This window comes from Streptomyces sp. NPDC020489 (assembly GCF_044386545.1).
GTDB lineage: Bacteria > Actinomycetota > Actinomycetes > Streptomycetales > Streptomycetaceae > Streptomyces.
The window spans coordinates 297,660-320,282 of the sequence record NZ_JBIRUZ010000011.1; the positions used below are offsets into that span (position 1 = coordinate 297,660).

Annotated in this window: 14 protein-coding genes; 8 read left to right on the forward strand and 6 right to left on the reverse strand. The window is 71.8% G+C overall.

Translation table 11 applies throughout. The features are described from left to right. The first annotated feature begins 149 nt into the window (after window positions 1-149). Window positions 150-821 (forward strand): GNAT family N-acetyltransferase, encoded by a 672-nt coding sequence (locus ACH41F_RS28835; RefSeq protein ID WP_398838105.1) that lies wholly within the window; start codon window positions 150-152, stop codon window positions 819-821. Here ACH41F_RS28835 and ACH41F_RS28840 read toward each other — a convergent pair. From ACH41F_RS28840 to ACH41F_RS28865, 6 genes are all read right to left on the reverse strand, one after another. After that, entirely contained in the window at window positions 800-1,975 is a 1,176-nt protein-coding gene (locus tag ACH41F_RS28840) for a YncE family protein (protein WP_398838107.1), read from the reverse strand. The genes ACH41F_RS28835 and ACH41F_RS28840 overlap by 22 nt on opposite strands. Further along, on the reverse strand, window positions 1,975-2,736 hold the full coding sequence (locus ACH41F_RS28845) for a polysaccharide deacetylase family protein (protein WP_398838108.1): 762 nt from the start codon (window positions 2,734-2,736) through the stop codon (window positions 1,975-1,977). The genes ACH41F_RS28840 and ACH41F_RS28845 overlap by 1 nt, the downstream gene beginning before the upstream one ends. Before the next feature lie 56 nt (window positions 2,737-2,792). Further along, window positions 2,793-3,296, reverse strand: coding sequence for an ATP-binding protein (locus ACH41F_RS28850; RefSeq protein ID WP_391232645.1), 504 nt, complete (start codon window positions 3,294-3,296; stop codon window positions 2,793-2,795). 335 nt (window positions 3,297-3,631) lie between these two features. After that, window positions 3,632-4,399: an enoyl-CoA hydratase-related protein gene (locus tag ACH41F_RS28855; RefSeq protein ID WP_391232648.1), complete on the reverse strand. Its 768-nt coding sequence runs from the start codon at window positions 4,397-4,399 to the stop codon at window positions 3,632-3,634. A 79-nt stretch (window positions 4,400-4,478) separates the two neighbouring features. Further along, window positions 4,479-5,663, reverse strand: a complete 1,185-nt coding sequence (locus ACH41F_RS28860; protein ID WP_391233009.1) for an Ig-like domain-containing protein — start codon at window positions 5,661-5,663, stop codon at window positions 4,479-4,481. 226 nt (window positions 5,664-5,889) lie between these two features. Beyond that, on the reverse strand, window positions 5,890-7,122 hold the full coding sequence (locus ACH41F_RS28865) for an Ig-like domain-containing protein (RefSeq protein WP_398838111.1): 1,233 nt from the start codon (window positions 7,120-7,122) through the stop codon (window positions 5,890-5,892). Window positions 7,123-7,273: 151 nt separating this feature from the next. Here ACH41F_RS28865 and glgX point away from each other — a divergent pair, with 151 nt between their 5' ends. From glgX to ACH41F_RS28900, 7 genes are all read left to right on the forward strand, one after another. Then, the gene (gene glgX / locus ACH41F_RS28870) at window positions 7,274-9,511 is read left to right on the forward strand and encodes a glycogen debranching protein GlgX (RefSeq protein ID WP_398838112.1); all 2,238 of its coding nucleotides are present in this window, start codon (window positions 7,274-7,276) and stop codon (window positions 9,509-9,511) included. 74 nt (window positions 9,512-9,585) lie between these two features. Next, entirely contained in the window at window positions 9,586-12,663 is a 3,078-nt protein-coding gene (locus ACH41F_RS28875) for an NACHT domain-containing protein (RefSeq protein ID WP_398838114.1), read from the forward strand. A 233-nt stretch (window positions 12,664-12,896) separates the two neighbouring features. After that, window positions 12,897-14,666, forward strand: coding sequence for an ABC transporter transmembrane domain-containing protein (locus ACH41F_RS28880; protein WP_391232655.1), 1,770 nt, complete (start codon window positions 12,897-12,899; stop codon window positions 14,664-14,666). Next, on the forward strand, window positions 14,663-16,519 hold the full coding sequence (locus ACH41F_RS28885) for an ABC transporter ATP-binding protein (protein ID WP_398838116.1): 1,857 nt from the start codon (window positions 14,663-14,665) through the stop codon (window positions 16,517-16,519). Before ACH41F_RS28880 ends, ACH41F_RS28885 begins: the two co-directional genes overlap by 4 nt. 19 nt (window positions 16,520-16,538) lie before the next feature. Next, a complete protein-coding gene (locus tag ACH41F_RS28890; protein WP_398838117.1) occupies window positions 16,539-18,290 on the forward strand; it encodes an ABC transporter ATP-binding protein in 1,752 nt (583 codons plus the stop codon). Beyond that, on the forward strand, window positions 18,287-20,038 hold the full coding sequence (locus ACH41F_RS28895; protein WP_398838118.1) for an ABC transporter ATP-binding protein: 1,752 nt from the start codon (window positions 18,287-18,289) through the stop codon (window positions 20,036-20,038). The genes ACH41F_RS28890 and ACH41F_RS28895 overlap by 4 nt, the downstream gene beginning before the upstream one ends. 327 nt (window positions 20,039-20,365) lie before the next feature. After that, window positions 20,366-22,375 carry a M4 family metallopeptidase gene (locus ACH41F_RS28900; protein WP_391232661.1) on the forward strand — a complete coding sequence of 670 codons (2,010 nt, stop codon included), beginning with the start codon at window positions 20,366-20,368 and terminating at the stop codon, window positions 22,373-22,375. Window positions 22,376-22,623: the final 248 nt, after the last annotated feature.

The following is a 22,623-nucleotide window of genomic DNA, read 5'->3' on the forward strand; positions in this document are numbered from 1 at the left end:
TTCTCGTTCCTTGCCGTCTTGCTGACGGAGGTCAGGTTAACCGGCGTCCCGAGCACGCAACGCGGCGACCACCCAGGAGTCCGGTGCCGTCGTCGATCATGTCTGCGAGTCTGGGGCTTGCAATGGGTGGAGACTCAAGGAGCACAGAGGTGGAGACCCTCCGGGACATTCTCGACGCGGCCGCCCGCGGCGTCTTCCCGCCGGCCGACGGCGGCACCACCGTCGTACGCCCGCACGCGCACCGGGACGCCGGCGTCATCGCGTTCACCGCGCACTCCGTGGTCTTCACGGACGAGGACCCGGACTGGGTGCGCGCGACCCTGCGCGGCCTCGACTGCGATCCGCTCGCCGCGACGATGAACCCGCTGTTCCTCGCCGCGCTGATGCGGCGGACGGGCCGCAGGACCGAGACGATCGACGCGCTGCTGGTCGCCGCCCCGCTGCCGGGCGACCCGCCGCTCGCTCTGGAGGAGATCGAGGACGCCGGCCATGCGCGCGTCGCGTACGCGCGCGGGCGCCGGGACGACGTACGGGCCTGGACCACCGACGGCGGGGTGCTGGTGACCGGGCGCGGGGTCGGTGGGCGGCTGGAGGTCTCGGTCGAGGTGGACGACGGCGCACGCCACCGGGGGCTGGGGCGGGCGCTGGTGACCGCCGCCCGGCATCTCGTCGAGGAGCCGCTGTGGGCCCAGATCGCCCCGGGGAACGCCCGCAGCACGCGGGCGTTCCAGGCGGCCGGCTACCGTCCGGTCGGCGCGGAGGCGCTGCTGCTCGGTGCCGGGCCGCGGGGGGCGGCGGGTCAGCGGAAGATGCCCGTGTGACCCAGTGAGTACCGCCCGGGCTGGGGGTAGACCGCGAGTCCGTGCGGGCCGCGGCCCACCGGGATCCGGGCCAGCTGCACGCCGGTGCGGGTGTCGATGGCGTACACCTCGGCGTCGTAACGCCCCGACAGCCACAGGACCTTGCCGTCCGCCGAGACGCCGCCCATGTCCGGGCTGCCGCCGTCGGGCAGGCGCCACTTCTTGGTGAGCTTGTCCTGGGTGAAGTCGAAGACGGAGACGGTGCCCTCGCCGCGGTTGGAGACGTACATCTCCCGCGAGTCGCGGCTGACGTAGAGGCCGTGGGTGCCTTTGCCGGTGGGCAGGAGCTTCGGCTTGCCGAAGGTGTCGCCGTCGAGGACCCACATGCCGTCGGCCATCATGTCGGCGACGTAGAACCGCTTGCCGTCGGGCGAGATCTTCACGTCCTGCGGCATGGCCCCGTCGAAGGGGAGCTTCTGCTGGCCGACGACCTTCATCTTCTCGGTGTCGACCTTCAGCAGCTCGCCGCTGAACTCGCAGGAGACGATGAAGTACCTGCCGTCCAGGGAGAAGTCGGCGTGGTTGACGCCGTAGCAGCTGACCGGGACGGTCTTCTTGCGGTCCATGGTGTGCGGGTCGCGGAAGACGAGTTCGCGGTCGAGGGAGGCCATCACCACGGCGTACTTGCCGTTGGGCGTGAAGTAGAGGTTGTACGGGTCGTGCACCTCGACCGGCTTGCCCGCCTTCCCCGTCCTCGGGTCGACGGGCGTGAGGGTGTGGCCGCGGTTGTTGTTGACCCACAGGGTCTTCATGTCCCAGGAGGGCACGACGTGTTGGGGCTGCCGCCCGACCTTGATCGTCTCGATCATCTCGTACGTCTTCGGGTCGATCACGGAGACCGTGTCGGACTCGGTGTTGGGGACGTAGACCCGGGACGGGAAGTCCTTGACCACCGGGGAGAGCTTGTTCGGGCGATCGGCGGCGTACACGTCCTGCGGGTCCAGGACGGGCGGCATGCCGGGCAGCCCGTGGACGGGCTTCCTCTTCGGCGGGGCGGGGACCGCGGCCTTGGTGGTGCGTGGGTCGGTGGCCTGGTCACGGGTGTCGGTGCCACAGGCGGCGAGGGCGGTGAGGACGGCACTCGCGGCCAGGACGTGCTTCACAAGGCGGTGCATCAGCTGAACAGCTCCGTGGTCGTCACCGCGGCCAGGCCGCGGCGGTCGAGTTCTTCCAGTACGGCGGGGAGGGCGGCGACCGTGTCGGCGTACCCGAAGTGCAGGCTCACCACGGACCCGGCTCTGACCTCGCGCAGGACCGTGCGGGTGACCGCCGGGGCGCCGGGCGAGGTGAAGTCGAGGGAGTCGACGTCGTACGACAGGACGTGCGGGTAGCCGGTCTCGCGGGCCAGCCGTTCCACGAGCGGGGAGGCCCGGGCGGCGCGCGAGGGCCGGAACCAGCTGCCGATCGACCCGGTGAGCCGCCGCAGCCGCTCGGCGCAGCCGGTGATCTCGGCGCGGGCGTCGGCCTCGGACATGTCGTTGACGCCGAGGTGGTGGAGGGTGTGGTTGCCGAGGTCGTGGCCGCCGTCGAGGATCCGGCGGGCCAGTTCGGGGTGGTCGTCCAGCCAGGTGCCGACGGCGAGCACGGTGAGCCGGGCGCCGGAGCGTTCGGCCTCGCCGAGGAGGGCGCGGGCGGTGGCGGGGTCGCCGTTGCCGTGGAAGGTGAGGGCCACCCGGGGGCGGGTGCGGGGGCCGTGGGTGAGCTGGGCGGGGAGACCGGGGAGGCGGCGGGGGCCGGGGGCGGGCGAGGGGGTGGCCGGTGCGCGGGAGCGGGTGGGGTGGGTGACGGCGCCACTGGTGGCACAGCCGGTGGTGAGGACGAGCCCCGTGCTGAGGCGGAGCAGCGTCCGACGATCGGTCGTGGTCACCCGCACCATTTAAGGGGGGTTACGGGCGAAAACCCCCGATTCACCCGTTCGATGGCGCTACCGGATCAGCGGTCCGCGACCCGCATCTCGAACCAGGTCGTCTTGCCGCGCGGCAGCAGGTCCACGCCCCATCGGTCGGACAGCTTGTCCACCAGGAACAGGCCCCGGCCGCTGAGGTCCATCTCCTGCACCGGCATCAGACAGGGCAGTCCGCGGGAGGGGTCGCGCACCTCGACCCGGATCCAGCCTCGGCGGCGCCGCATCCGGAGCCCGAAGACCCGGGCGCCGGTGTGCCGTACGGCGTTGCCCACGAGTTCGGAGACGAGCAGGACGGCGTCCTCGGTCATCTTCGGGGTCAGTCCCCACTGCCGCAGGACCACCACCTGGGCCAACCGGCGGGCCGTGGCTGCGGATTCGGGGCGGCTGGGGAGCGGGACCTCCGCCTCGGTGGGGTTGCCGAACAACTCCAGCACCTTGAGCGCGTGTTCGTCCTCGACCGTGGGAGACCAGCGCGCCGCGGTCGCACGGCCGTGTCCCCGCGGCTGTTCGCTGCCCTCCAGCCCCGCCATGCCCCCATCATGGCCGCACCGGCTCCCCCGCGGGGTAGTCTCCGCGGAATACGCCCCCCGGAAGCCACCGTTCCGCTGGTTGCGATCGGCATGTGCCAGAGGCAGGTCGGAGGGTGTCGCAGCCTGGCTGACCTGCGACGGAGGCTCGGCTGGAGGCAATCGACGGCTCCCTCGACAAGGCAGGGTTAAGGTTGCCTTAAGGCTCCCATAAACCGCCCCATCGAGGGACCCGGATCAGACATCCCGTCAACAGCAAGTGCCGCAGCGGTTTTTCTCGAGCGACCCTCAGACGAACTCAGACGAACTGAGACGACCTCGGGCGACCTCAGACGCCGTCAGAGGAACTTCGCCTTGCCGGGGCCTTCCTCGACGAAGCTGCGCATGCCGGTCTCCCGGTCGGCGGTGGCGAACAGGCCCGCGAACCAGTTCCGTTCGACGGCCAGTCCGGTCTCGATGTCCGTCTCCAGGCCGGTGTCGATCGACTCCTTGGCCGCCCGCAGCGCGATCGCCGGACCCTGCGCGAGCTTCGCCGCCCAGGCGTGCGCCTCGGTGTAGACGTCGGCCGCCGGGACCACCCGGTCCACCAGCCCCAGCCGCTCCGCCTCCTCGGCCTTGACCATCCGGCCGGTGAAGATGAGGTCCTTCGCCTTGGACGGGCCCACCAGCCGGGCCAGGCGCTGGGTGCCACCGGCGCCCGGGATCAGACCGAGCAGGATCTCGGGCTGGCCCAGCTTGGCGTTGTCGGCGGCGATCCGGAAGTCCGCGCACAGGGCCAGCTCGCAGCCGCCGCCGAGGGCGTAGCCGGTGACGGCCGCGACGACCGGTTTGGGGATGCGGGCCACCGCCGTGAAGGAGTCCTGGAGGGCGCGGGCGCGCAGGACCATCGCGGTGTGGTCCATGGCCTGCATCTCCTTGATGTCCGCGCCCGCCGCGAACACCTTCTCCCCGCCGTAGATCACCACGGCTCGTACGTCCTCGCGGCGCGCGGCCTCCTCGGCGAGCTCCTTGAGGCGGTCCTGGATGGCGATGTCCAGCGCGTTCATGGGCGGGCGGTCCAGGCGCAGGGTGCCGACGCCGTCGGCCACTTCGAGAGTCACGGTCATGAGGGAAGGTTAACGGCCACTAACGGCGACGGCCCCGGTGCGGTAGCTCACACCGGGGCCGTCGCCGTCGTACGGACCGCTACTTCTTCCACTCCGCCCAGGACAGGTTCCAGCCGTTGAGCCCGTTGGCCGGGTCGACCGTCGGGTCGGTGGAGTTCTTCACCGTCACCACGTCGCCGACCATGGAGTGGTTGAAGAACCAGGCGGCCGGCACCGACTTGTCGTAGCCGCCGCGCACATCGCGCAGGCCGATGCAGCCGTGGCTGGCGTTGTAGTTGCCGAAGGCTCCGCCGCCCCAGTAGTTGCCGTGCACGAAGGTGCCGGAGTTGGTCAGGCGCATCGCGTGCGGGACGTCCTTGATGTCGTACTCGCCGTCGTAGCCGACGGTGTCGCCGTTCATCCGGGTCACCGTGAACTTCTCGCTGATGACCATCTGGCCGTTCCAGGTGGCGTAGCCGGGCTTGCCGGTGGTGACCGGGATGGTCTTGTAGAGCTTTCCGTCCCGCATGACCTTCATCGTGTGCTTCTTGGCGTCCACGACGGAGACCTGGCTGCGGCCGATGGTGAAGGAGACGGTCTTGGTCTGCTTGCCGTAGACGCCCTCGCGGCCCTCGACGCCGTCCAGGTTCAGCTCGACGGTGACCTTGGTGCCGGCCTTCCAGTACTTCTCGGGGCGGAAGTCCAGCCGGTCGTTGCCGAACCAGTGGCCCTCGACCTCGACGGCCGGCTCGGTCTTGACGGTGATGGCCTTCTCGACGTCCTCGGGGCTGGTGATGCCCCGGGTGAAACGGACGGAGAACGGCATGCCCACGCCGACGGTCGAGCCGTCCTCGGGCGTGAAGGTGCCGACGAAGGTGTTCTTCGGCGTGAGCGTGGTGAAGCTGGAGTCCTCGGCGGCCGTACGGCCCTCGGAGTCCTTCGCGACCGCGTGCACCGTGTACTTGGTGGCGGCGGCCAGGTGGCTGGACGGCGTCCAGGAGGCGCCGTCCGCGGATATCTTGCCGGCGATCTTCTCGCCCTTGGAGTCCTTGACCTCGACCGTGGTCAGCCTGCCCTTGTCGGCGCTGACCTTCAGGGCCCCGCTGGTCCCGACGGACTTGGCGCCGTCCGCCGGCGCGATGGCCACCACGGCCACGGACTGCTTGCTCTCGGCCGAACCGCCGTCCTCGCCCTTGCCGGAGCCGGTCCCGGAACCGGAGCCCCCGTCCCCTCCGCCGCACGCCGTGACGGCGGTCAGCATGACCCCCAGCAGCAGCGCCGCCATGCGCTTGCGGCCACGCCCGTGTGCGTCAACCGACGCCCCCGATATCGGTCGCACGTTCAAGTCCGTTCTCCCCTCGCCGGGCCCGGTCACAGGCCCGCAACCCCCGCGCTCCCCGCGCGTCCGGTGATATTAACCGCAAGATCAGGCCCCTCGGCGGGGTGCGATTGTCACCGTTCGGTCCCAACCGCGCCCGCGCTCCGGGGCCCCGACCCGGCCCCCCACCTGGCTACTTCGCCGCACTGCCCGCCTTCCAGGCCTTCCACCCCATATTCCACCCGCCGAGGCCGTTGTCAGGAGCGACCTTTTTGTCATTGCTGTGGACGACCTCGACGACGTCACCGATGAGGCTGCGGTCGAAGAACCAGCCCGCCGGGGTGTCCGAACCGCCGCCCTTGACGTCCCTGAGGCCCACGCAGCCGTGGCTGACATTGACCTTGCCGGGGGCGTTCGGTGCCCAGTAGTTGCCGTGCAGGAAGGTGCCGGAGTCGGTGAGGCGCATGGCGTGCGGGACGTCCGGGATGTCGTACTCGCCGCCGAAGCCGACCGTGCGGCTGTTCATGCGGGTCACCTCGAGCATCTCGGAGACGACCATCTTGCCGTTGTACGTCGTCGTCCTCGGGGCGCCCGCCGTGATCGGGACGGTCGCGAGGAGCGCGCCGTCCCGGCGGACCTGCATGGTGTGCTTCGCGGCGTCGACCAGGGAGACCTGGCTGCGGCCGACGGTGAAGGAGAACGTCTTGTACTGGAGGCCGTAGACCCCGGGCGCCCCCTCGACGTCCCGCAGCCGGAGTGCGACGGTGACCTGGGTGCCGGGCTTCCAGTAGTGCTCGGGGCGGAAGTCGAGGCGGCCCTTGCCGAACCAGTGCGGGCGGATCTCCACGGGCGGCTCGGCGCTGACGTGGACGGCGCGTTCGACGGCCGCGCGGTCCTCGATCTCCCGGTTGAACTCCAGGGAGACGATCATCCCGGTGCCGACCGTGGAACGGTTCTCGGGGGTGACGTAGCCGATGAACCGCTCGTCGGGGACGTAGGTCGTGAAGGTGGTGTGCCGTGCGGAGCGGCGGCCGTGGCCGTCCAGGGCGACCACGTCGACGGTGTACCGGGCGGCCAGCGCGAGCCGTGCCTCGTCGGGCTCCCAGCGCAGGCCGTCCTCGGAGGTGTGGCCGGACACCGGGGTGTCCTGCGCGTCCTGGGACTTGACGACCTCGACGGACTCCAGTCGTCCGCTGGCCACCCGGATCAGCAGCCGGCTGTCCGGCCGGACGCCCTTGCTGCCGTCGTCCGGCGAGACGCGGATGACGTCCTCGGGTGCGGGGGGTTTGCCGAGCCCGCCGAGATCGATCCCTCCCGGGGAGCCGGAGGTGCAGCCGGCCAGCAGGCCGGCCCATGTCAGTACGGCGGCCAGTGCGGTCCCCGCGCGCCGAGCGCGCCGGTGTACGTGCCCTTGTAGGTGCCTCACGCCGGGCCCAACGATCGGGCCCGCCCTGGGGAAACGTGAGTGCGACGCAAGCTCTGGGCAGAACAGTGGGGAGGACGACTGGAGGGGGTACCGCGGCCGGGACGCCGTACGCCCTGGTGCCGGTCGTTCCGCGAGCCGTGGGAGGCCTCAGGTGTCCAGCGCAGCCGAGCAGAAGGCGGTGGCCGGGAAGCAGTCGCCGGCCGCCGTCGTCAATGGTGCGCGACCGGCGGCACCGCCGCCGCCCGTCCCCGTGTGGCCGGGTGCGTCGACGCCGCTGGGGGCCCGGTTCCGGGTGGGTCCCGACGGGGTCGCGGGCACCAACTTCGCGCTGTGGGCGGGCGGGGCGGAGGGCGTGGAGCTGTGCCTGTTCGACGAGCGCGGCAAGGAGACCCGGGCCCGGCTGACCGAGCTGACGCACGAGATCTGGCACGGCTTCGTGCCGGGGGTCATGCCGGGGCAGCGGTACGGCTACCGGGTGCACGGCCGCTGGGACCCGTGGACCGGCGGCCGCTGGAACCCGGCGAAGCTGCTCCTCGACCCGTACGCGCGTGCCGTCGACGGCGACTTCAGCCTGCCGCCCGAGGTGTACGGGCACGTCCGCGACTGGCCGCAGCAGCACGTCGCCGACACCGTGCGCGACGAGCGGGACTCGGCGCCGTACGTCCCGAAGGGGGTCGTCGTCCACGATGACGACGACTGGGCGGACGACCGCCGGCCGAAGACGCCGTGGGCGGACTCCGTCATCTACGAACTGCACGTGCGCGGCTTCACCAAGCTGCACCCGGGGATCCCGGAGGAACTGCGCGGCACCTACGCCGGGTTGGCGCATCCGGCGGCGATCGAGCATCTCGTCGGGCTGGGTGTCACCGCCGTCGAGCTGCTGCCCGTGCACCAGTTCGCGCACGAGGACCATCTGCTGCGCCGCGGCCTGAAGAACTACTGGGGCTACAACTCCGTCGGCTACTTCGCCCCGCACGCCGCGTACGCGGCCTCCGGTACGACGGGGCAGCAGGTCGGCGAGTTCAAGCGGATGGTGCGCGCGCTGCACGAGGCCGGCATCGAGGTCATCCTCGACGTGGTCTACAACCACACCGCCGAGGCGGGCGAGTTGGGCCCGACGCTGTCGCTGAAGGGCATCGACAACCGCGGCTACTACAGGCTCCAGTCGGACGCCCGGAGGTACGCCGACTACACGGGCTGCGGCAACACGCTGCACGTGGTGCAGCCGCACGTCCTGCGGCTCATCACCGACTCGTTGCGCTACTGGGTCACCGAGATGGGCGTGGACGGCTTCCGCTTCGACCTGGCCGCCGCGCTGGCCCGCTCCATGCACGACGTCGACATGCTGTCCCCGTTCCTGGCGGTGATCGCCCAGGACCCGGTGCTGCGCCGGGTGAAGCTGATCGCCGAGCCGTGGGACGTGGGCTCGGGCGGCTACCAGGTCGGCGCCTTCCCGCCCCTGTGGACGGAGTGGAACGACCGGTACCGGGGCGCCGTCCGGGACTTCTGGCGGGGCGCGCTGCCGGACGTGCGGGACCTCGGCTACCGGCTGTCGGGATCCAGCGACCTCTACGCCTGGGGCGGGCGCCGGCCGTACGCCTCGGTCAACTTCGTGACCGCGCACGACGGTTTCACGCTGCGGGACCTGGTGTCCTACGAGCACAAGCACAACGAGGCCAACGGCGAGGGCAACCGGGACGGCTCGGACGACAACCGCTCGTGGAACTGCGGGGCGGAGGGCGAGACCGACGACGAGCGCGTACAGGGCCTCAGGCGCCGCCAGTTGCGCAACCTCCTGACCACCCTGCTGCTGTCCACGGGCGTGCCGATGCTGGTGGCCGGCGACGAGCTCGGGCGCACCCAGCGCGGCAACAACAACGCCTACTGCCAGGACAACGAGATCAGCTGGCTGGACTGGGGACTGCTGGAGGAGCCCCGCTGGAAGGCCCTGTTCGACCTGACCGCGCGGCTGATCGCGCTGCGGCACCGGCATCCGGTGCTGCGCCGCCGGGCCTTCTTCTCGGGGCGGGCGCACTCCGTGGACGGGCTGCGGGACCTGGCCTGGTTCACCGCGCGGGGCACCGAGATGACCGAACGCGACTGGTACGCCCCCGCCGCCACCCTCGGCATGTACCTCTCCGGCCGGGACATACCCGGCCGCGACGAGCGGGGCGCCCCGATCCTCGACGACAGCTTCCTCGCGGTGCTGCACGCCGGCGACCGCCCGACAGGCTTCGCCCTGCCGGGCCCGCCCTGGGCGGAACGCTACGAGGTCGTCGTGGACACCTCGCGGGAGGAGCAGGAGAACCCACCGGGGGTGACCCACCGCGCGGGAACGACGATCACGGTGCCGGCGCGGGCGGTGCTGCTGCTGAGGGTGACGGCGTAGCGGATGCCGCGGGGCCAACTGCCTTTCCACACAATGCCGTTCGGCGGCCCGGGTCGAGCCGGTAGCCTCGCTCCGTGAGCGGACAGATCCAGACTCTTCTGGGTTCCGCGGTCGGTGTCGCCGTCCTGGCGGTGGTGCTGTTCGTGGCGCGCCCGTACTTCACCACCCTGGCCAACGCGGCCGCGCAGGCGACCCCCCATGCCGTGCGCCGCGTGTACCGCCGGCTGCGTCCGGTGGGGGGACGCCGGCTGAGGCGCTACCGCGATCAGGTCCGGGTCGAGTGCTCCCGGGTGCGTCTCGGCCTCTCCCCCGGCGACCGGGACGGCGACGGCGGACGGCCGCCCGGCCTGCGGGACGTCTATGTGCCACTCCGGTGCGAGCACAGTGGCGGCCGCAGCGACGCCGCGACGCTGTTGCGGGGGCGCCGCCGCACCGTGCTGCTCGGGGATCCGGGGGCGGGCAAGACCCTGCTGCTCAAGCACGAGATGCTGGAGTGGGCGGACGGCGGGGACGACAAGGTCGTACCGGTGATCGTCGAACTGCACGCCTGCAACCGCCGCAAGGAGTCCTTCGAGGAGCTCATCACCGAGACGTTCCAGCAGGCGGGCATCGCCACCGCCGCGGACATGGTGGAGCGCCGCCTGGACTCCGGCGGGCTGCGGGTCTTCCTCGACGGGCTGGACGAGGTCGGCAGCGAGGAGTTCGAGCGGGTGGTCCGCGCACTGCGTGACTTCGCCGTCCGGCACCCCGAGTGCGACATGGTCGTCTCCTGCCGGACGGCCGCCTACGACCAGCAGCTCCAGGACGTCTTCGACCAGGAGATCCGCATCGCCGAGTTCGACGACGCGTCGGTGCTGCGTTTTCTGTCCAAGTGGCCCGACCTGGCCGACCAGGTCACGGCGGCCAGGATCTTCCAGGCGCTCCAGGACGACCCGGAGCTGATGGTGCTGGCGCGCAGCCCGCTGATGCTCACCCTGATCGCCTACCTGCAGTCCGGCGACCGCCCCGAGAGCGTCGGCCCGCTGCCCAACTCCCGGGCCCGCTTCTACGACATGGCGGTCGCCCACCTGCTGGACCGGGACCGGTTGCTGAACCGCAGCGAGGCGATCGGCACCTATCACGCGGGCCGCAAGACCCTGGTGCTCCAGCAGCTCGCCCTGAAGCAGCTGAGCGAGTCCTCGGCGCGAGGGGACCAGCAGGAGATCAGCCGCGAGCAGTTCGAGTCCGTCATCGAGGAGCTGCTGCCCGGCTTCGACCTGGACCGCAGTCCTCATCTCCAGGGCATGCTGCGGGAGATCGTCAGCCGCAGCGAGCTGATCAAGGACATCGACCGCGGCCGCCACTTCCAGTTCACCCACCTCACCCTGCTCGAGTACCTCGCCGCCTGCGCACTGCGCGCCGACGAGCAGACGTTGATGCACCACTACCGGCGGGACCCCAAACCGTGGCGGGAGACCGTGCGCATGTGGTGCGCGGTCACCCGGGGCTCCTGCACCCGGGTGGTGCGCGAGATCTTCGAGGACGCCGACATGTGGCGGAAGGTGCTCGCCCTGCAGTGCCTCGCCGACGCCGTGCACATAGAGGAGGCACTGGCCGAGGAGATCCTCACGTTCTTCCTGGACCGCCTGGGCGGGCCCGCGGACCCGCACGGTCATGTCGCCAAGGGTCTCGGCACGCTGGCGGCCGGCAACAGCCCCCGGGGGCGGCGGGTGCTGGAGGCGCTCGTCGAGACGGCCCGGGGGCCCGCCTCGGCGCGACGGACGGGCGCCCTGCGTGCCCTGACGGTGTCCGGGCGCCAGGAAGCGGCCCGGGCGCTGGCGGGGCAGCAGGACGACGAGGCGCGTGCGGCGCTGAAGGCGATGGGCGACGTCGCGGTGTCGTCGCTGGCGGCCCGGGCCGAGCTGGGCGAGACGTGGGCGGTGCGCTCGCTCGGGGCGGTGGGGACACCGGCGGCGGCGACGGAGCTGGCGGGGTTGCTGTGGAGCGGGCACCCGGTGGTCTACCCGACCGCGCGGGCGGCGGCATGGAACCTCGCGTCGCTGATGGGCAACCCGGACGTACGCGACGCGCTGAGCGACTGGACCGGCCCGTCCGACGTGCCCCGCGACCAGCAGTACGGCTGGATCTGGAGCGGACTGGCGTACACGGACACCCTGAGGACCATCGCGGCCCGGGTCGCCTGGCTGATGGACTGCGGGCGGCTCGACGGTCATCCCGCCGCCAGCCTGGCCACCGACCTGGAACCGGCCGCGGACATCACGACCGTGCACCCGCACGTCGGGATCCCCCTGTTCGCCTGTGCCGGGTTCCGCTGGGCGAGGCTGCCCAACGGGGACAGCACCTGGCAGGAGGTCGACCGCCCGCTCGACGATGCCTGGGAGGCCCTGGAGCTGCCGTCGCACGTCTTCGCGATCGGCCAGTTGGACCGTCGGCGCCTGTGCGAGTTCGCCTTCAGGAGTCCCGCGGCACCGACGAGCCGCGGCCGTCAGGCCCTGCAACCGCTGCGCGACGTGCTGCTGAGGATCCACGGTGTGACACCGACGCACCAGGCCGTCCTGCGGGCGTTGCCCTGGGCCGTGCAGGTGGAGCTCGTCAAGGTCCGATTCGGCGAGCGGGTCCGGTTCGGGGCGCGGCTGCGGCACACCGTGCAGGACCTGCGGACCAGGTGGTGCCAGATCGAGGAACAGCCGGATCCGCCGCGCCTGCTGAACGCCACGGCCTGGGCCACGGGAGGTCTCCTGGTCCTTCTCAGCGTCGGTATCGGTGGCATGCGCATCGCGGCGCGGGTGTTCGGCCGGCACCCGTTCGGCCTCGGTCCGTGGGGCTCCGAGGAAGTGGCGATCCTGGTGTTCGTGCTCCTTCTCGCCGCCCTGGCCGTACTGCTCGGCGGGCTCGGTCCTCTGCGGGAGCACGACCGGGCTGACGGCATGGCCCTCACCGGCGTCCTCATCGGCGCGGTTCTCCTGCCCGTCCTGCTGTGGGTCGCGATCGACACCGGTAGGGAGCTGACGGGCAGCCGGCCGATCCCGCCCCTGGTCGCGGCCGTGCTGATCGGGTGCTGCGCTGCGGCGGCACTGCGGACCTCGCAGATCAACGGGAAGCGGAACAACCCCCTGCGCGCCGCCTTCGCGGCCCGGTCGGACCTGCCCTGAGGGGGTCCCGTCCGGCCTGGCCCGGGGCGGCTCGGACCGGCCCGAGGACGGTGGGTCCGGGCGACGCTTCAGGCGGGTGCGCGCGTCGTGCGGTGGGCTCGGTGTGGCGGCGGGCGGGTGGGTGGGGGTGGCGTACGGCTTCTCGAACGTGCAGGTCGTAGGAGCGTGGCCGGATCGGGGTCCGGCCAAAACTCGATCGTCGTCGTCAGTGCCGGTCCGTAGGCTCGCTGCTGATGCCCACGACACCCGCACCCGCCCAGAAACGTTCCGCCGTCCGCACCCTGCTGCGCCTGTGGCCCTATGTCCGGCCCGTCCGGGCCCGGTTGGCCACCGCCGCGTTCGTGGCGGTCGTCGCCTCCTGCACGGGGCTGGTGATCCCGCTCGTCCTGAAGTGGATGGTGGACGGCCCCGTGGCCGACCAGGACCCGGCGGGTGTCTGGCTCGGCGCGCTGTACCTGCTGCTGCTCGGGTGCGCGGAGGCGCTGCTGTTCGGGCTGCGGCGCTGGCTGGTGGCACGGCCGCTGTCGCATGTCGAGGCCGAGATGCGGGCGGACCTGTACCGGCACCTCCAGCGGCTGCCGGTGTCCTTCCACGACCGGTGGTCGTCGGGACAGCTGCTGTCCCGGGGCACCACCGATTTGATGCTGCTGCGCATGTTCCTGGCCTTCCCGCTGACGTTCCTGCTGGTCAACGGGATCACCATCCTCGTCGGCGTGATCATCATGCTGCTCCAGGACTGGACGCTCGGGCTGGTGATCCTCGGACCGGCGGTGCCCGTGATGATCACCTGTGTGCTCTTCGAGCGCCGGTACTTCGAGGTGGCGCGGCTCGCCCAGGACCAGGTCGGCGATCTGACCACGGTCGTCGAGGAGAGCGTCCTCGGCATCCGGATCATCAAGGGCTTCGGACGGCACCGGAGCCAGGCGCGGGCGTTCCGTGAGCTGTCGCGGACCCTGCGCGGCACGGAACTGCGCAAGGCCCGGCTGCTGGCGTCGATCTGGGGTGTCATCGTCACGCTGCCGGAGGTCGCCATCGGGGCGACCCTGGTGCTGGGCTCCGTGCAGGTGGCGGACGGGGACCTGTCGGCGGGGACCCTGGTGGCGTTCCTGTCGACGGCTCTGGCACTGCGCTGGCCCGTCGACTCCATCGGCTTCCTGCTGGCGATCAGCCAGGACGCGGCGAGCGCGACGCAGCGGTACTTCGAGGTGATGGACGAGGTGCCGGAGGACGAGACGGTGACCGTGGCCGACAGCGGCCGCGGGGACAGCGGGCTGCGGTTCGAGCAGGTCGTCTTCCGCTACCCCGACGCCCCGGAGGACTCCGCGCCCGTCCTCGACGGCATCGACCTGCACATCCGCCCCGGCGAGTCCATGGCGCTGGTCGGTGCCACCGGCAGCGGCAAGACCACCCTCACCGCGCTCGTCCCGCGCCTCCACGAACTCACCTCGGGGCGCATCACGCTGGACGGCGAGGACATCACCGCCATGTCCCGCCAGGAGCTGCGCTCCAAGGTCGCGGTCGCCTTCGAGGAACCCACCCTCTTCTCCGCCACCGTCGGCGAGAACGTCCTCATGGGCGACGAGGCCGGGGACCTGGACCGGGCCCTGGCCGTCGCCCAGGCCGGCTTCGTGCACGACCTCCCCCAGGGCACCGCGACCCAGGTCGGCGAGCAGGGCCTCAGCCTGTCCGGCGGACAGCGCCAGCGGCTCGCCCTGGCCAGGGCGGTGGTCGGACGGCCACGCTTCCTCGTGCTCGACGACCCGCTGTCCGCGCTGGACGTGCACACCGAGGCCGCCGTGGAGGCCGCGCTGCGGGAGGTGCTCGCGGAGACGACCGCGCTGATCGTCGCGCACCGCCCCTCGACCGTGCTGCTGGCCGACCGGGTCGCCCTGCTGTCCGGCGGCCGGATCACCGCCGTGGGCACCCATCACGAACTGCTGCGCGCCAACGCCGAGTACGCCCACCTCATGGCGGGGGCCGGGGAGACGGAGGACGACCGATGACCGCGCCGACGAAGGCCGTGCCCGCCACCGCCGACGAGGAACCGGACGTCCGCGCGGGGAAGGGCGACCCCTTCGACCGTGACGTCCTGCCCACCCCGGCGCGCGCCACCGCCGACCTGCTGCGCTCCCTGCTCGCACCGATGCGGGCGCGGGTCCTCGGCGCCGCGCTGCTGCTGCTGTTGCAGCAGGCGGCGGTGCAGGCGGGCCCGCTGCTGGTGGCCTACGCGATCGACCGCGCGGTGCCCGCGTTCCGCGAGGACCGGCACGGGCCGCTGGTCGCCGTGGGCGTCGGCTATCTGCTGTGCGCGCTGGCCGCGGGCGGGTTCCAGTACCTGTTCATCCTCGTCTCGGCCCGGGTCAACCAGGACGTGCTGCTCGACCTGCGCGGCCGGATCTTCCGGCACGCCCAGGCCCTCAGTGTCGACTTCCACGAGCGCTACACCTCGGGCCGGCTGATCTCCCGCTCCACCGCGGACGTGGAGTCGCTGCGCGAACTCCTCAGCGAGGGGCTCCAGGAGCTGGTGACGGTCATCCTGTCCTTCGTGTTCATCGCGGCGCTGCTGCTCTGGCTCGACCTGGGCCTCGGCGCGGTGGCGGTGGCCTCCTTCGTGCCGCTCCACCTCCTGGTCCGCGTCTACCAGCGGCGCGCGGGCGAGGTGTACACCCGGCGCTCCACCGCCATCGCCGCCGTCATCGTGAAGTTCGTCGAGACGATGAACGGCATCCGCCCGGTGCGGGCCTTCCGCCGTGAGGCGGCCAACGACGCCGACTTCGCCGTGCTCAACCGGCGCCACGAGCGCACCAACGGCGACGCGCTCATCGAGATGGCCCGCTATGTGGTCGGCTCCCGGCTGGTCGCCAACGTCGCGGTCGCGCTGATCGTGCTGTGGGGCGCCTACCGGGTCGCGGGCGGCACGCTGGAGCTGGGGGTGCTGGCGGCGGCGGTGCTGTATCTGCGGCGGCTGTACGACCCGATCGACCGGCTCGGCATGTTCCTCAACTCCTACCAGTCGGCGGCGGCCTCCCTGGAGAAGATCGCGGGCCTGCTCGCACAGACGCCGTCCGTGCCGGAGCCGTCCGCTCCCGCGCAGTTGCCCGCCCTGAAGTCCGAGCACCCGGGCCGCGAGGTCGTCTTCGACGGTGTGTGCTTCGCCTACCGCACCGGGGGCGAGGTCCTGCCGCGCTTCGACCTCACCCTGCCCGCCGGGCAGACCGTCGCGGTGGTCGGCTCGACCGGCGCCGGCAAGTCGACCCTCGCCAAGCTCCTGGCCCGCTTCTACGACCCCTCGGAGGGCCGGGTCCTGCTCGACGGCGTCGACCTGCGCGATCTGGCCGTGCCCGAACTGCGGCGCGGGGTCGTCATGGTGACGCAGGAGGCCTTCCTGTTCTCCGGCACGGTCGCCGACAACATCGCCATCGGTCGCCCGGAGGCGACCCGCGAGGACATCGAGCAGGCGGCGAAGGCCATCGGCGCCCACGAGTTCATCAGCGCCCTGCCCGACGGCTACGACACGGACGTCCGCAAACGGGGTGGCCGGATCTCCGCCGGCCAGCGCCAACTCGTCGCGTTCGCGCGGGCTTTGCTGGCCGATCCGGCGGTGCTGATCCTGGACGAGGCGACCAGTTCGCTGGACATCCCGGGTGAACGGGCCGTGCAGCGCGCGATGTCGACGGTCCTGCACGGCCGTACCGCCGTGGTGATCGCCCACCGGCTCTCCACGGTCGAGATCGCCGACCGGGTGCTGGTGATGGAGCACGGCCGGATCGTCGAGGACGGCCCGCCCGCCGAACTCGTCGCGGGGACGGGCAGGTTCGCGGATCTGCACCGGGCGTGGCGGGACAGCCTGGCGTAGGGGATCGGGGGAACGACAGGTGATCGACGCGTACGAGGATCCCGGCACGCCCGATGCGCGGGGCGGCTGGAGGTACCTGTGGTGGCTCGTGCGGTGCCAGGCGGGCCGGTCGGCGGCCGGGGCACTGCTGGGCAGCGTGTGGATGGTGCTGCTGGCGGCGACGCCCTTCCTGATGGCCCGCGCCGTGGACGAGGGCCTCCAGAAGGACGACAGGGGTGCTCTCGTCCTGTGGACCGGGCTGCTGATCGTGGTCGGCGCGTTCAACGCCTGGCTGAGCATCATGCGGCACCGCACGATGACCCGGGTGCGGATGGACGCCAACTTCCGCACGGTCAAGGTCGTCGTGGGACACGCGGTACGGCTCGGGGCCGCGCTGCCGCGGCAGGTCAGGACCGGGGAGATCGTGACGATCGGGGTGGGGGACGTCGCCCAGATCAGCTCCGCGCTGACCGTGGTCGGCCCCGGCGTCGGCGCGGTCGCCGCCTACCTCGCGGTCAGCACACTGCTGCTGACCGTCTCCGTCCGGCTCACCGTGGTGGTGCTGCTCGGGATGCCGCTGATCGCCCTGCTCGTCGGCCCTCTGCTGCGCCGGCTCCAGGACACCGAGGCCGAGTACCGGGAGCGCCAGGGCCTTCTCACGGCCCGCATCGGCGACCTCGCGGGCGGCCTGCGCGTCCTCAACGGTCTCGGGGGCAAGGGCCTGGTCGCCGACGCCTTCCGTCGCGACTCGGCCCGTCTGCGCCGCCAGGGCTACCGGGTCGGCTCGGTCACCAGCTGGATGCAGGCCCTCGGCGTCGGCCTGCCGACCCTGTACCTCGCCGTGGTGACCTGGATGGCGGCCCGGACGGCGGCCCAGGGCGCCCTCACCGTGGGCGAGCTGGTCTCGGTGTACGGCTATGTCGCGGTCCTGGTGCGCCCGGTGTCGTACTTCGTGGACTGGGGCTACCAGCTCGGCCGGGGTGTGGTGGCCGCGCGGAGGGTCGTAGCGCTCCTGCGCCTGGAACCGGAACCGGACACGGGGACCCGCGAGGCACCCGCGGGACCGTCGGTCCTGTACGACCCCGAGTCGGGTGTGCGCGTCCTCCCGGGTCGCCTGACGGCTCTGGTCAGTGCCCGCCCGGCGGACGCGACTGCGGTGGTGGACCGCCTGGGACGGTACGGGCCGTCGGGGGTCCTGTGGGGAGGCGTACCCCTGAACGACATCCCCCTGCCCCAGGTACGGGCCCGCATCCTGATGGCGGAGCAGGAGGCGGACCTGTTCGCGGGAAGACTCTGGGAGGTGGTAGCGCCCCGAAGAGGCGTGGGGAACGGCGCGACCGGCCACGACAGACCGGCACCCGCCGACGGACCACACGACGCACTCTCCAAGGCGCTCCACACCTCCGCGGCCGAGGACATGGTCCAAGCCCTCCCCGACGGCCTCGACTCCCCCATGGACGCCCAGGCCCGCAACCTCTCCGGCGGCCAGCGCCAACGCGTCCGCCTGGCCAGAGCCCTCCTCGCCGACCCGGAGACACTGCTCCTCACAGAGCCCACCTCCGCCCTGGACGCCCACACCGAGGCCAGGGTCGCCGAACGGCTCAAGGCGGCCCGCACCGGCCGTACGACCGTGCTCACCACCACCTCCCCGCTCCTGCTCGACCGCGTCGACACCGTGCACTACCTCGTCGACGGCAAGGTCGCCGCCACCGGCACCCACCGGCGCCTGCTCACCGAGGAACCCGGCTACCGCGCCCTGGTCGCCCGTGACTCCGAGGAGGTCCTGGGATGACCGGCGGCCGACTTCCCGTCGCCGAACCCGCCGACGTACGCAGGGCCTCCGTGCGGCTGGTCCGCGCCGACGGCCGGGCCTTCCTCGGTGTCCTCTCCCTGAACGCGGCCGCCGCTGCCGCCGCTCTCGCCGGTCCCTGGCTGCTGGGCCGGATCATCGACCAGGTCCAGGCGGGAGCCGGCGTCGGTGCCGTGGACCGCGCGGCGCTCGGCATCCTCCTCTGCGCGGCGGTCCAGCTGCTCCTCGCCCGCTGGGCCCGTTACGCGGGGCACCGCTTCGGCGAGCGCACCCTCGCGCGCATCCGTGAGGAGTTCGTCGACCGTGCCCTGGCGCTGCCCGCGTCGGTGGTGGAGCGGGCCGGGACCGGCGACCTGACGGCCCGGGGGACGGCCGACGTGGCCACCGTCGGCACCACGCTCCGCGACGCCGGGCCCGAGCTGCTCATCAACATCGTGCAGGCGTTGTTCCTGCTGGGCGCGGTCTTCCTGATCGACCCGCTGCTCGGTCTGATCGGGGTGTTCGGCCTCACGCCGATCTGGTTCGTGTTGCGCTGGTATCTGCGGCGGGCCCGGGCCGCCTATCTCGCCGAGGGCGCGGCGGCCTCGGAGGTGGCCGAGATCCTCGCGGCGACGGCCGCCGGCGCCCGCACGGTGGAGGCGTTCGGGCTGCGGGAGCTGCGGGTCGCGGCGAGCCGGGACGCCCTGGAGGAGTCGCGGCGCCGGCGATTCCACACGCTGTATCTGCGCTCGGTGTTCTTCCCCGTGGTGGAGGTGTCGTATCTCCTCCCGGTGGCGGGCGTGCTGCTGATCGGCGGGATCCTGCACGCGCACGGCACGGTGAGTCTCGGGGCGGTCGTGGCGGCCGGGCTGTACCTCCGGCAGTTCGAGGGGCCACTGGACGAGATCCTGGTCCGGATCGAGCAACTCCAGAGCAGCGGCGCCTCGTTCGCCCGGGTCGAGGGGCTCGCACAGGCCCCGAGGAACACCCGTGAGGACGCCCGCGCGCCGGTCGGCGACCGTATCGACGTGACCGGTGTGCGCTATTCCTACGGGCGGGGCCGGGACGTGCTGCACGGCGTCGACCTGACCGTGCGGCCCGGGGAGCGGCTCGCCGTGGTGGGGCCCTCGGGTGCCGGGAAGACCACCCTGAGCCGGCTCGTCGCGGGCGTCGACGCGCCCACGGAGGGCACCGTGACGGTGGGCGGGGTACCCGTGGTCGAGCTCGGCCCCGAGCAGCTGCGCCGCCAGGTCGTCCTCGTCACCCAGGAGCACCACGTCTTCCTGGGCTCGGTCCGGGACAACCTGCTGATCGCCGAACCGTCCGCCGGGGACGAGGAGGTGTGGTCCGCGCTGGCCGCGGTCGGGGCCGACGGCTGGGTGCGGGAGCTGCCGCAGGGGCTGGACACCGCGCTGGGCGAGGGCGGTCACCCCACCGACGGCTCGCAGGCCCAGCAACTCGCGCTGGCCCGGGTGGTCCTGGCCGATCCGCACACCCTGATCCTCGACGAGGCGACGGCGCTGCTCGACCCGGCCACCGCCCGGCACACCGAGCGCGCGCTGGCCGCCGTGCTGGAGGGGCGTACCGTCATCGCGATCGCGCACCGGCTGCACACCGCGCACGACGCGGACCGGGTGGCAGTGATGGCGGACGGCCTGCTGACCGAACTCGGCCCGCACGAGGAGCTGGTGGCGGCGGGCGGGGCGTACGCGGCGCTGTGGCGGTCGTGGCACGGGGACCGGTCGCCGTGACCCCGGTGGCGAACCGCCGTGGCGTGGAGGTGAATTGCCCGTATAACGAACATGACCATCCGGGCAACGGACGATTTCCGGCCAACTTCCTGACGCGGTCCTGACAGAAACCGCGAACTGCTGCCACTCTTCCCACGGTCACGACACAGCAACCCCACAGCATCCGCACAGTGCTGTGCCGTGGCCGGACTTCCGCACGCGTAACGCCCGTTCTGCCCGGCCGGCCACACGCGCCGCCCGGTCTCCCCCGGCCGCGCGACCCGCGGCCCGCAGACGCAGGAGTCAGTGTTGAGAGAGAGTTCCTCCCACAGACGCACCTCCCACACCATGCACCGCAGGGCCGCCGCCGTGGCCCTGGTCGGTGTGTCCGCCCTGATCGCCGCGGCCGTCCAGTCGGGCGCCGCGTCCGCAGCCCCGGAGAAGGCACCGTCGGCCGCGGGCAAGGTCATTCCGGGCGCCGAGTCGGTCAGGCTCACACCCGCCCAGCGCGCCGAACTGCTGCGCACGGCCAACGCCGCCAAGGCCGACACGGCCAGGGAACTGGGCCTGGGCGCCAAGGAGAAGCTGGTCGTCCGTGACGTCCTCAAGGACGGCAACGGCACCATCCACACCCGGTACGAGCGCACCTACGACGGTCTGCCCGTCCTCGGTGGCGACCTCGTCGTGGAGTCCACGAAGGCGGACGCCACCGAGGCCGTGGTGAAGGCGACCCGCGCCGCCATCAAACCGGCCACCACCACGGCCGCCGTGCCCGCCGCCAAGGCCAGGACCCAGGCCCTCGGCGCCGCGAAGGCCGAGGACGCCAAGAGCCCCGACGTCAACCGCGCCCCGCGCAAGGTGATCTGGGCCGCCGACGGCAAGCCGACGCTGGCGTACGAGACGGTCGTGGGCGGCTTCCAGCACGACGGCACCCCGCAGGAGCTGCACGTCGTCACCGACGCCGCCACGGGCGCCAAGCTGTACCAGTGGGAGGCCGTCGAGACCGGCACCGGCAACACGGTGTACTCGGGCACGGTCAACCTCACCACCACGCAGTCGGGTTCGACGTACAACCTCACCGACGGCGCGCGCGGCGGTCACAAGACGTACAACCTCAACCGCGGCACCTCGGGCACCGGCACCCTGTTCTCCGGCCCGGACGACGTGTGGGGCAACGGCAGCCCGTCGAACCTGGAGTCGGCCGGCGCGGACGCCCACTACGGCGCCCAGCTGACCTGGGACTACTACAAGAACGTGCACGGGCGCAGCGGTATCCGCGGTGACGGCGTCGGGGCGTACTCCCGCGTCCACTACGGCAACAACTACGTCAACGCGTTCTGGTCCGACAGCTGCTTCTGCATGACGTACGGGGACGGCTCGGGCAACGCCAACCCGCTGACGTCGATCGACGTGGCCGCGCACGAGATGACCCACGGGCTCACCTCCAACACGGCCGGGCTGAACTACAGCGGGGAGTCGGGCGGTCTGAACGAGGCGACCTCGGACATCTTCGGCTCGACCGTCGAGTTCTACGCCAACAACTCCTCCGACGTCGGTGACTACCTCATCGGCGAGGAGATCAACATCAACGGCGACGGCACGCCGCTGCGTTACATGGACAAGCCGAGCAAGGACGGCTCGTCCAAGGACAACTGGTACTCGGGGATCGGCTCCGTCGACGTGCACTACTCGTCGGGTCCCGCCAACCACTTCTTCTATCTGCTGAGCGAGGGCAGCGGCGCCAAGACCATCAACGGCGTCAGCTACAACTCGCCGACCGCGGACAACCTCCCGGTCACCGGCATCGGCCGGGACAAGGCGGAGAAGATCTGGTTCCGGGCGCTGACCACCAAGTTCACGTCCACGACCAACTACGCGGCGGCCCGTACCGGCACCCTCGCGGCGGCCGGTGAGCTGTACGGCACCACGAGCGCCGAGTACAAGGCCGTGCAGGACGCCTGGGCCGGTGTCGCGGTCGGTTCGCGCTCCGGTGGCGGCGGCGGTGGCGGCACCTCCTTCGAGAACACCGCCGACGTATCGATTCCGGACAACGGCGCCGCGGTGACGTCCTCCATCACCGTCTCGGGCCGTACCGGGAACGCGCCGTCGAACCTCGCGGTGGCGGTCGACATCGTGCACACCTACATAGGTGACCTCCAGGTCCAGCTGATCGCGCCGGACGGCTCGGCGTACACGCTGAAGGCCTATGGCACCGGTGGCAGCGCGGACAACATCAACACCACCTACACGGTGAACGCGTCCTCCGAAGTCGCCAACGGGACCTGGCAGTTGAGGGTCCAGGACAACGCGGCGATCGACACCGGCTACATCAACAGCTGGAAGCTCACCTTCCCGTAGGCCGCACGGCCTGCCGGCTTCCCTGGACAGGGCGCCGCCCCGGTGGTTCGACTCCCCGGGGCGGCGCCCTCTTTTTGCCAGCGCCTTACCGAGGGCTTGTTGGGCCTTGACCGAGGTCACGCCGCTTTACATTGCGGAAATGTTCACCCGGTCGCCGGTTTTCGGCCAACATCACGACGGGGTCATGACATTTATGCGGCCCTGATGCCACTCTTCCTCACACCCGCCGCACAACTTCACAACCACCC

Coding starts and splice junctions, on each gene's coding strand:
- ACH41F_RS28840 (WP_398838107.1), bottom strand. CDS start 1,975: ATGCACCGCCTTGTGAAGCACGTCCTGGCCGCGAGTGCCGTCCTCACC.
- ACH41F_RS28845 (WP_398838108.1), bottom strand. CDS start 2,736: ATGGTGCGGGTGACCACGACCGATCGTCGGACGCTGCTCCGCCTCAGC.
- ACH41F_RS28850 (WP_391232645.1), bottom strand. CDS start 3,296: ATGGCGGGGCTGGAGGGCAGCGAACAGCCGCGGGGACACGGCCGTGCG.
- ACH41F_RS28855 (WP_391232648.1), bottom strand. CDS start 4,399: ATGACCGTGACTCTCGAAGTGGCCGACGGCGTCGGCACCCTGCGCCTG.
- ACH41F_RS28860 (WP_391233009.1), bottom strand. CDS start 5,663: ATGGCGGCGCTGCTGCTGGGGGTCATGCTGACCGCCGTCACGGCGTGC.
- ACH41F_RS28880 (WP_391232655.1), top strand. CDS start 12,897: ATGCCCACGACACCCGCACCCGCCCAGAAACGTTCCGCCGTCCGCACC.
- ACH41F_RS28885 (WP_398838116.1), top strand. CDS start 14,663: ATGACCGCGCCGACGAAGGCCGTGCCCGCCACCGCCGACGAGGAACCG.
- ACH41F_RS28895 (WP_398838118.1), top strand. CDS start 18,287: ATGACCGGCGGCCGACTTCCCGTCGCCGAACCCGCCGACGTACGCAGG.
- ACH41F_RS28900 (WP_391232661.1), top strand. CDS start 20,366: ATGCACCGCAGGGCCGCCGCCGTGGCCCTGGTCGGTGTGTCCGCCCTG.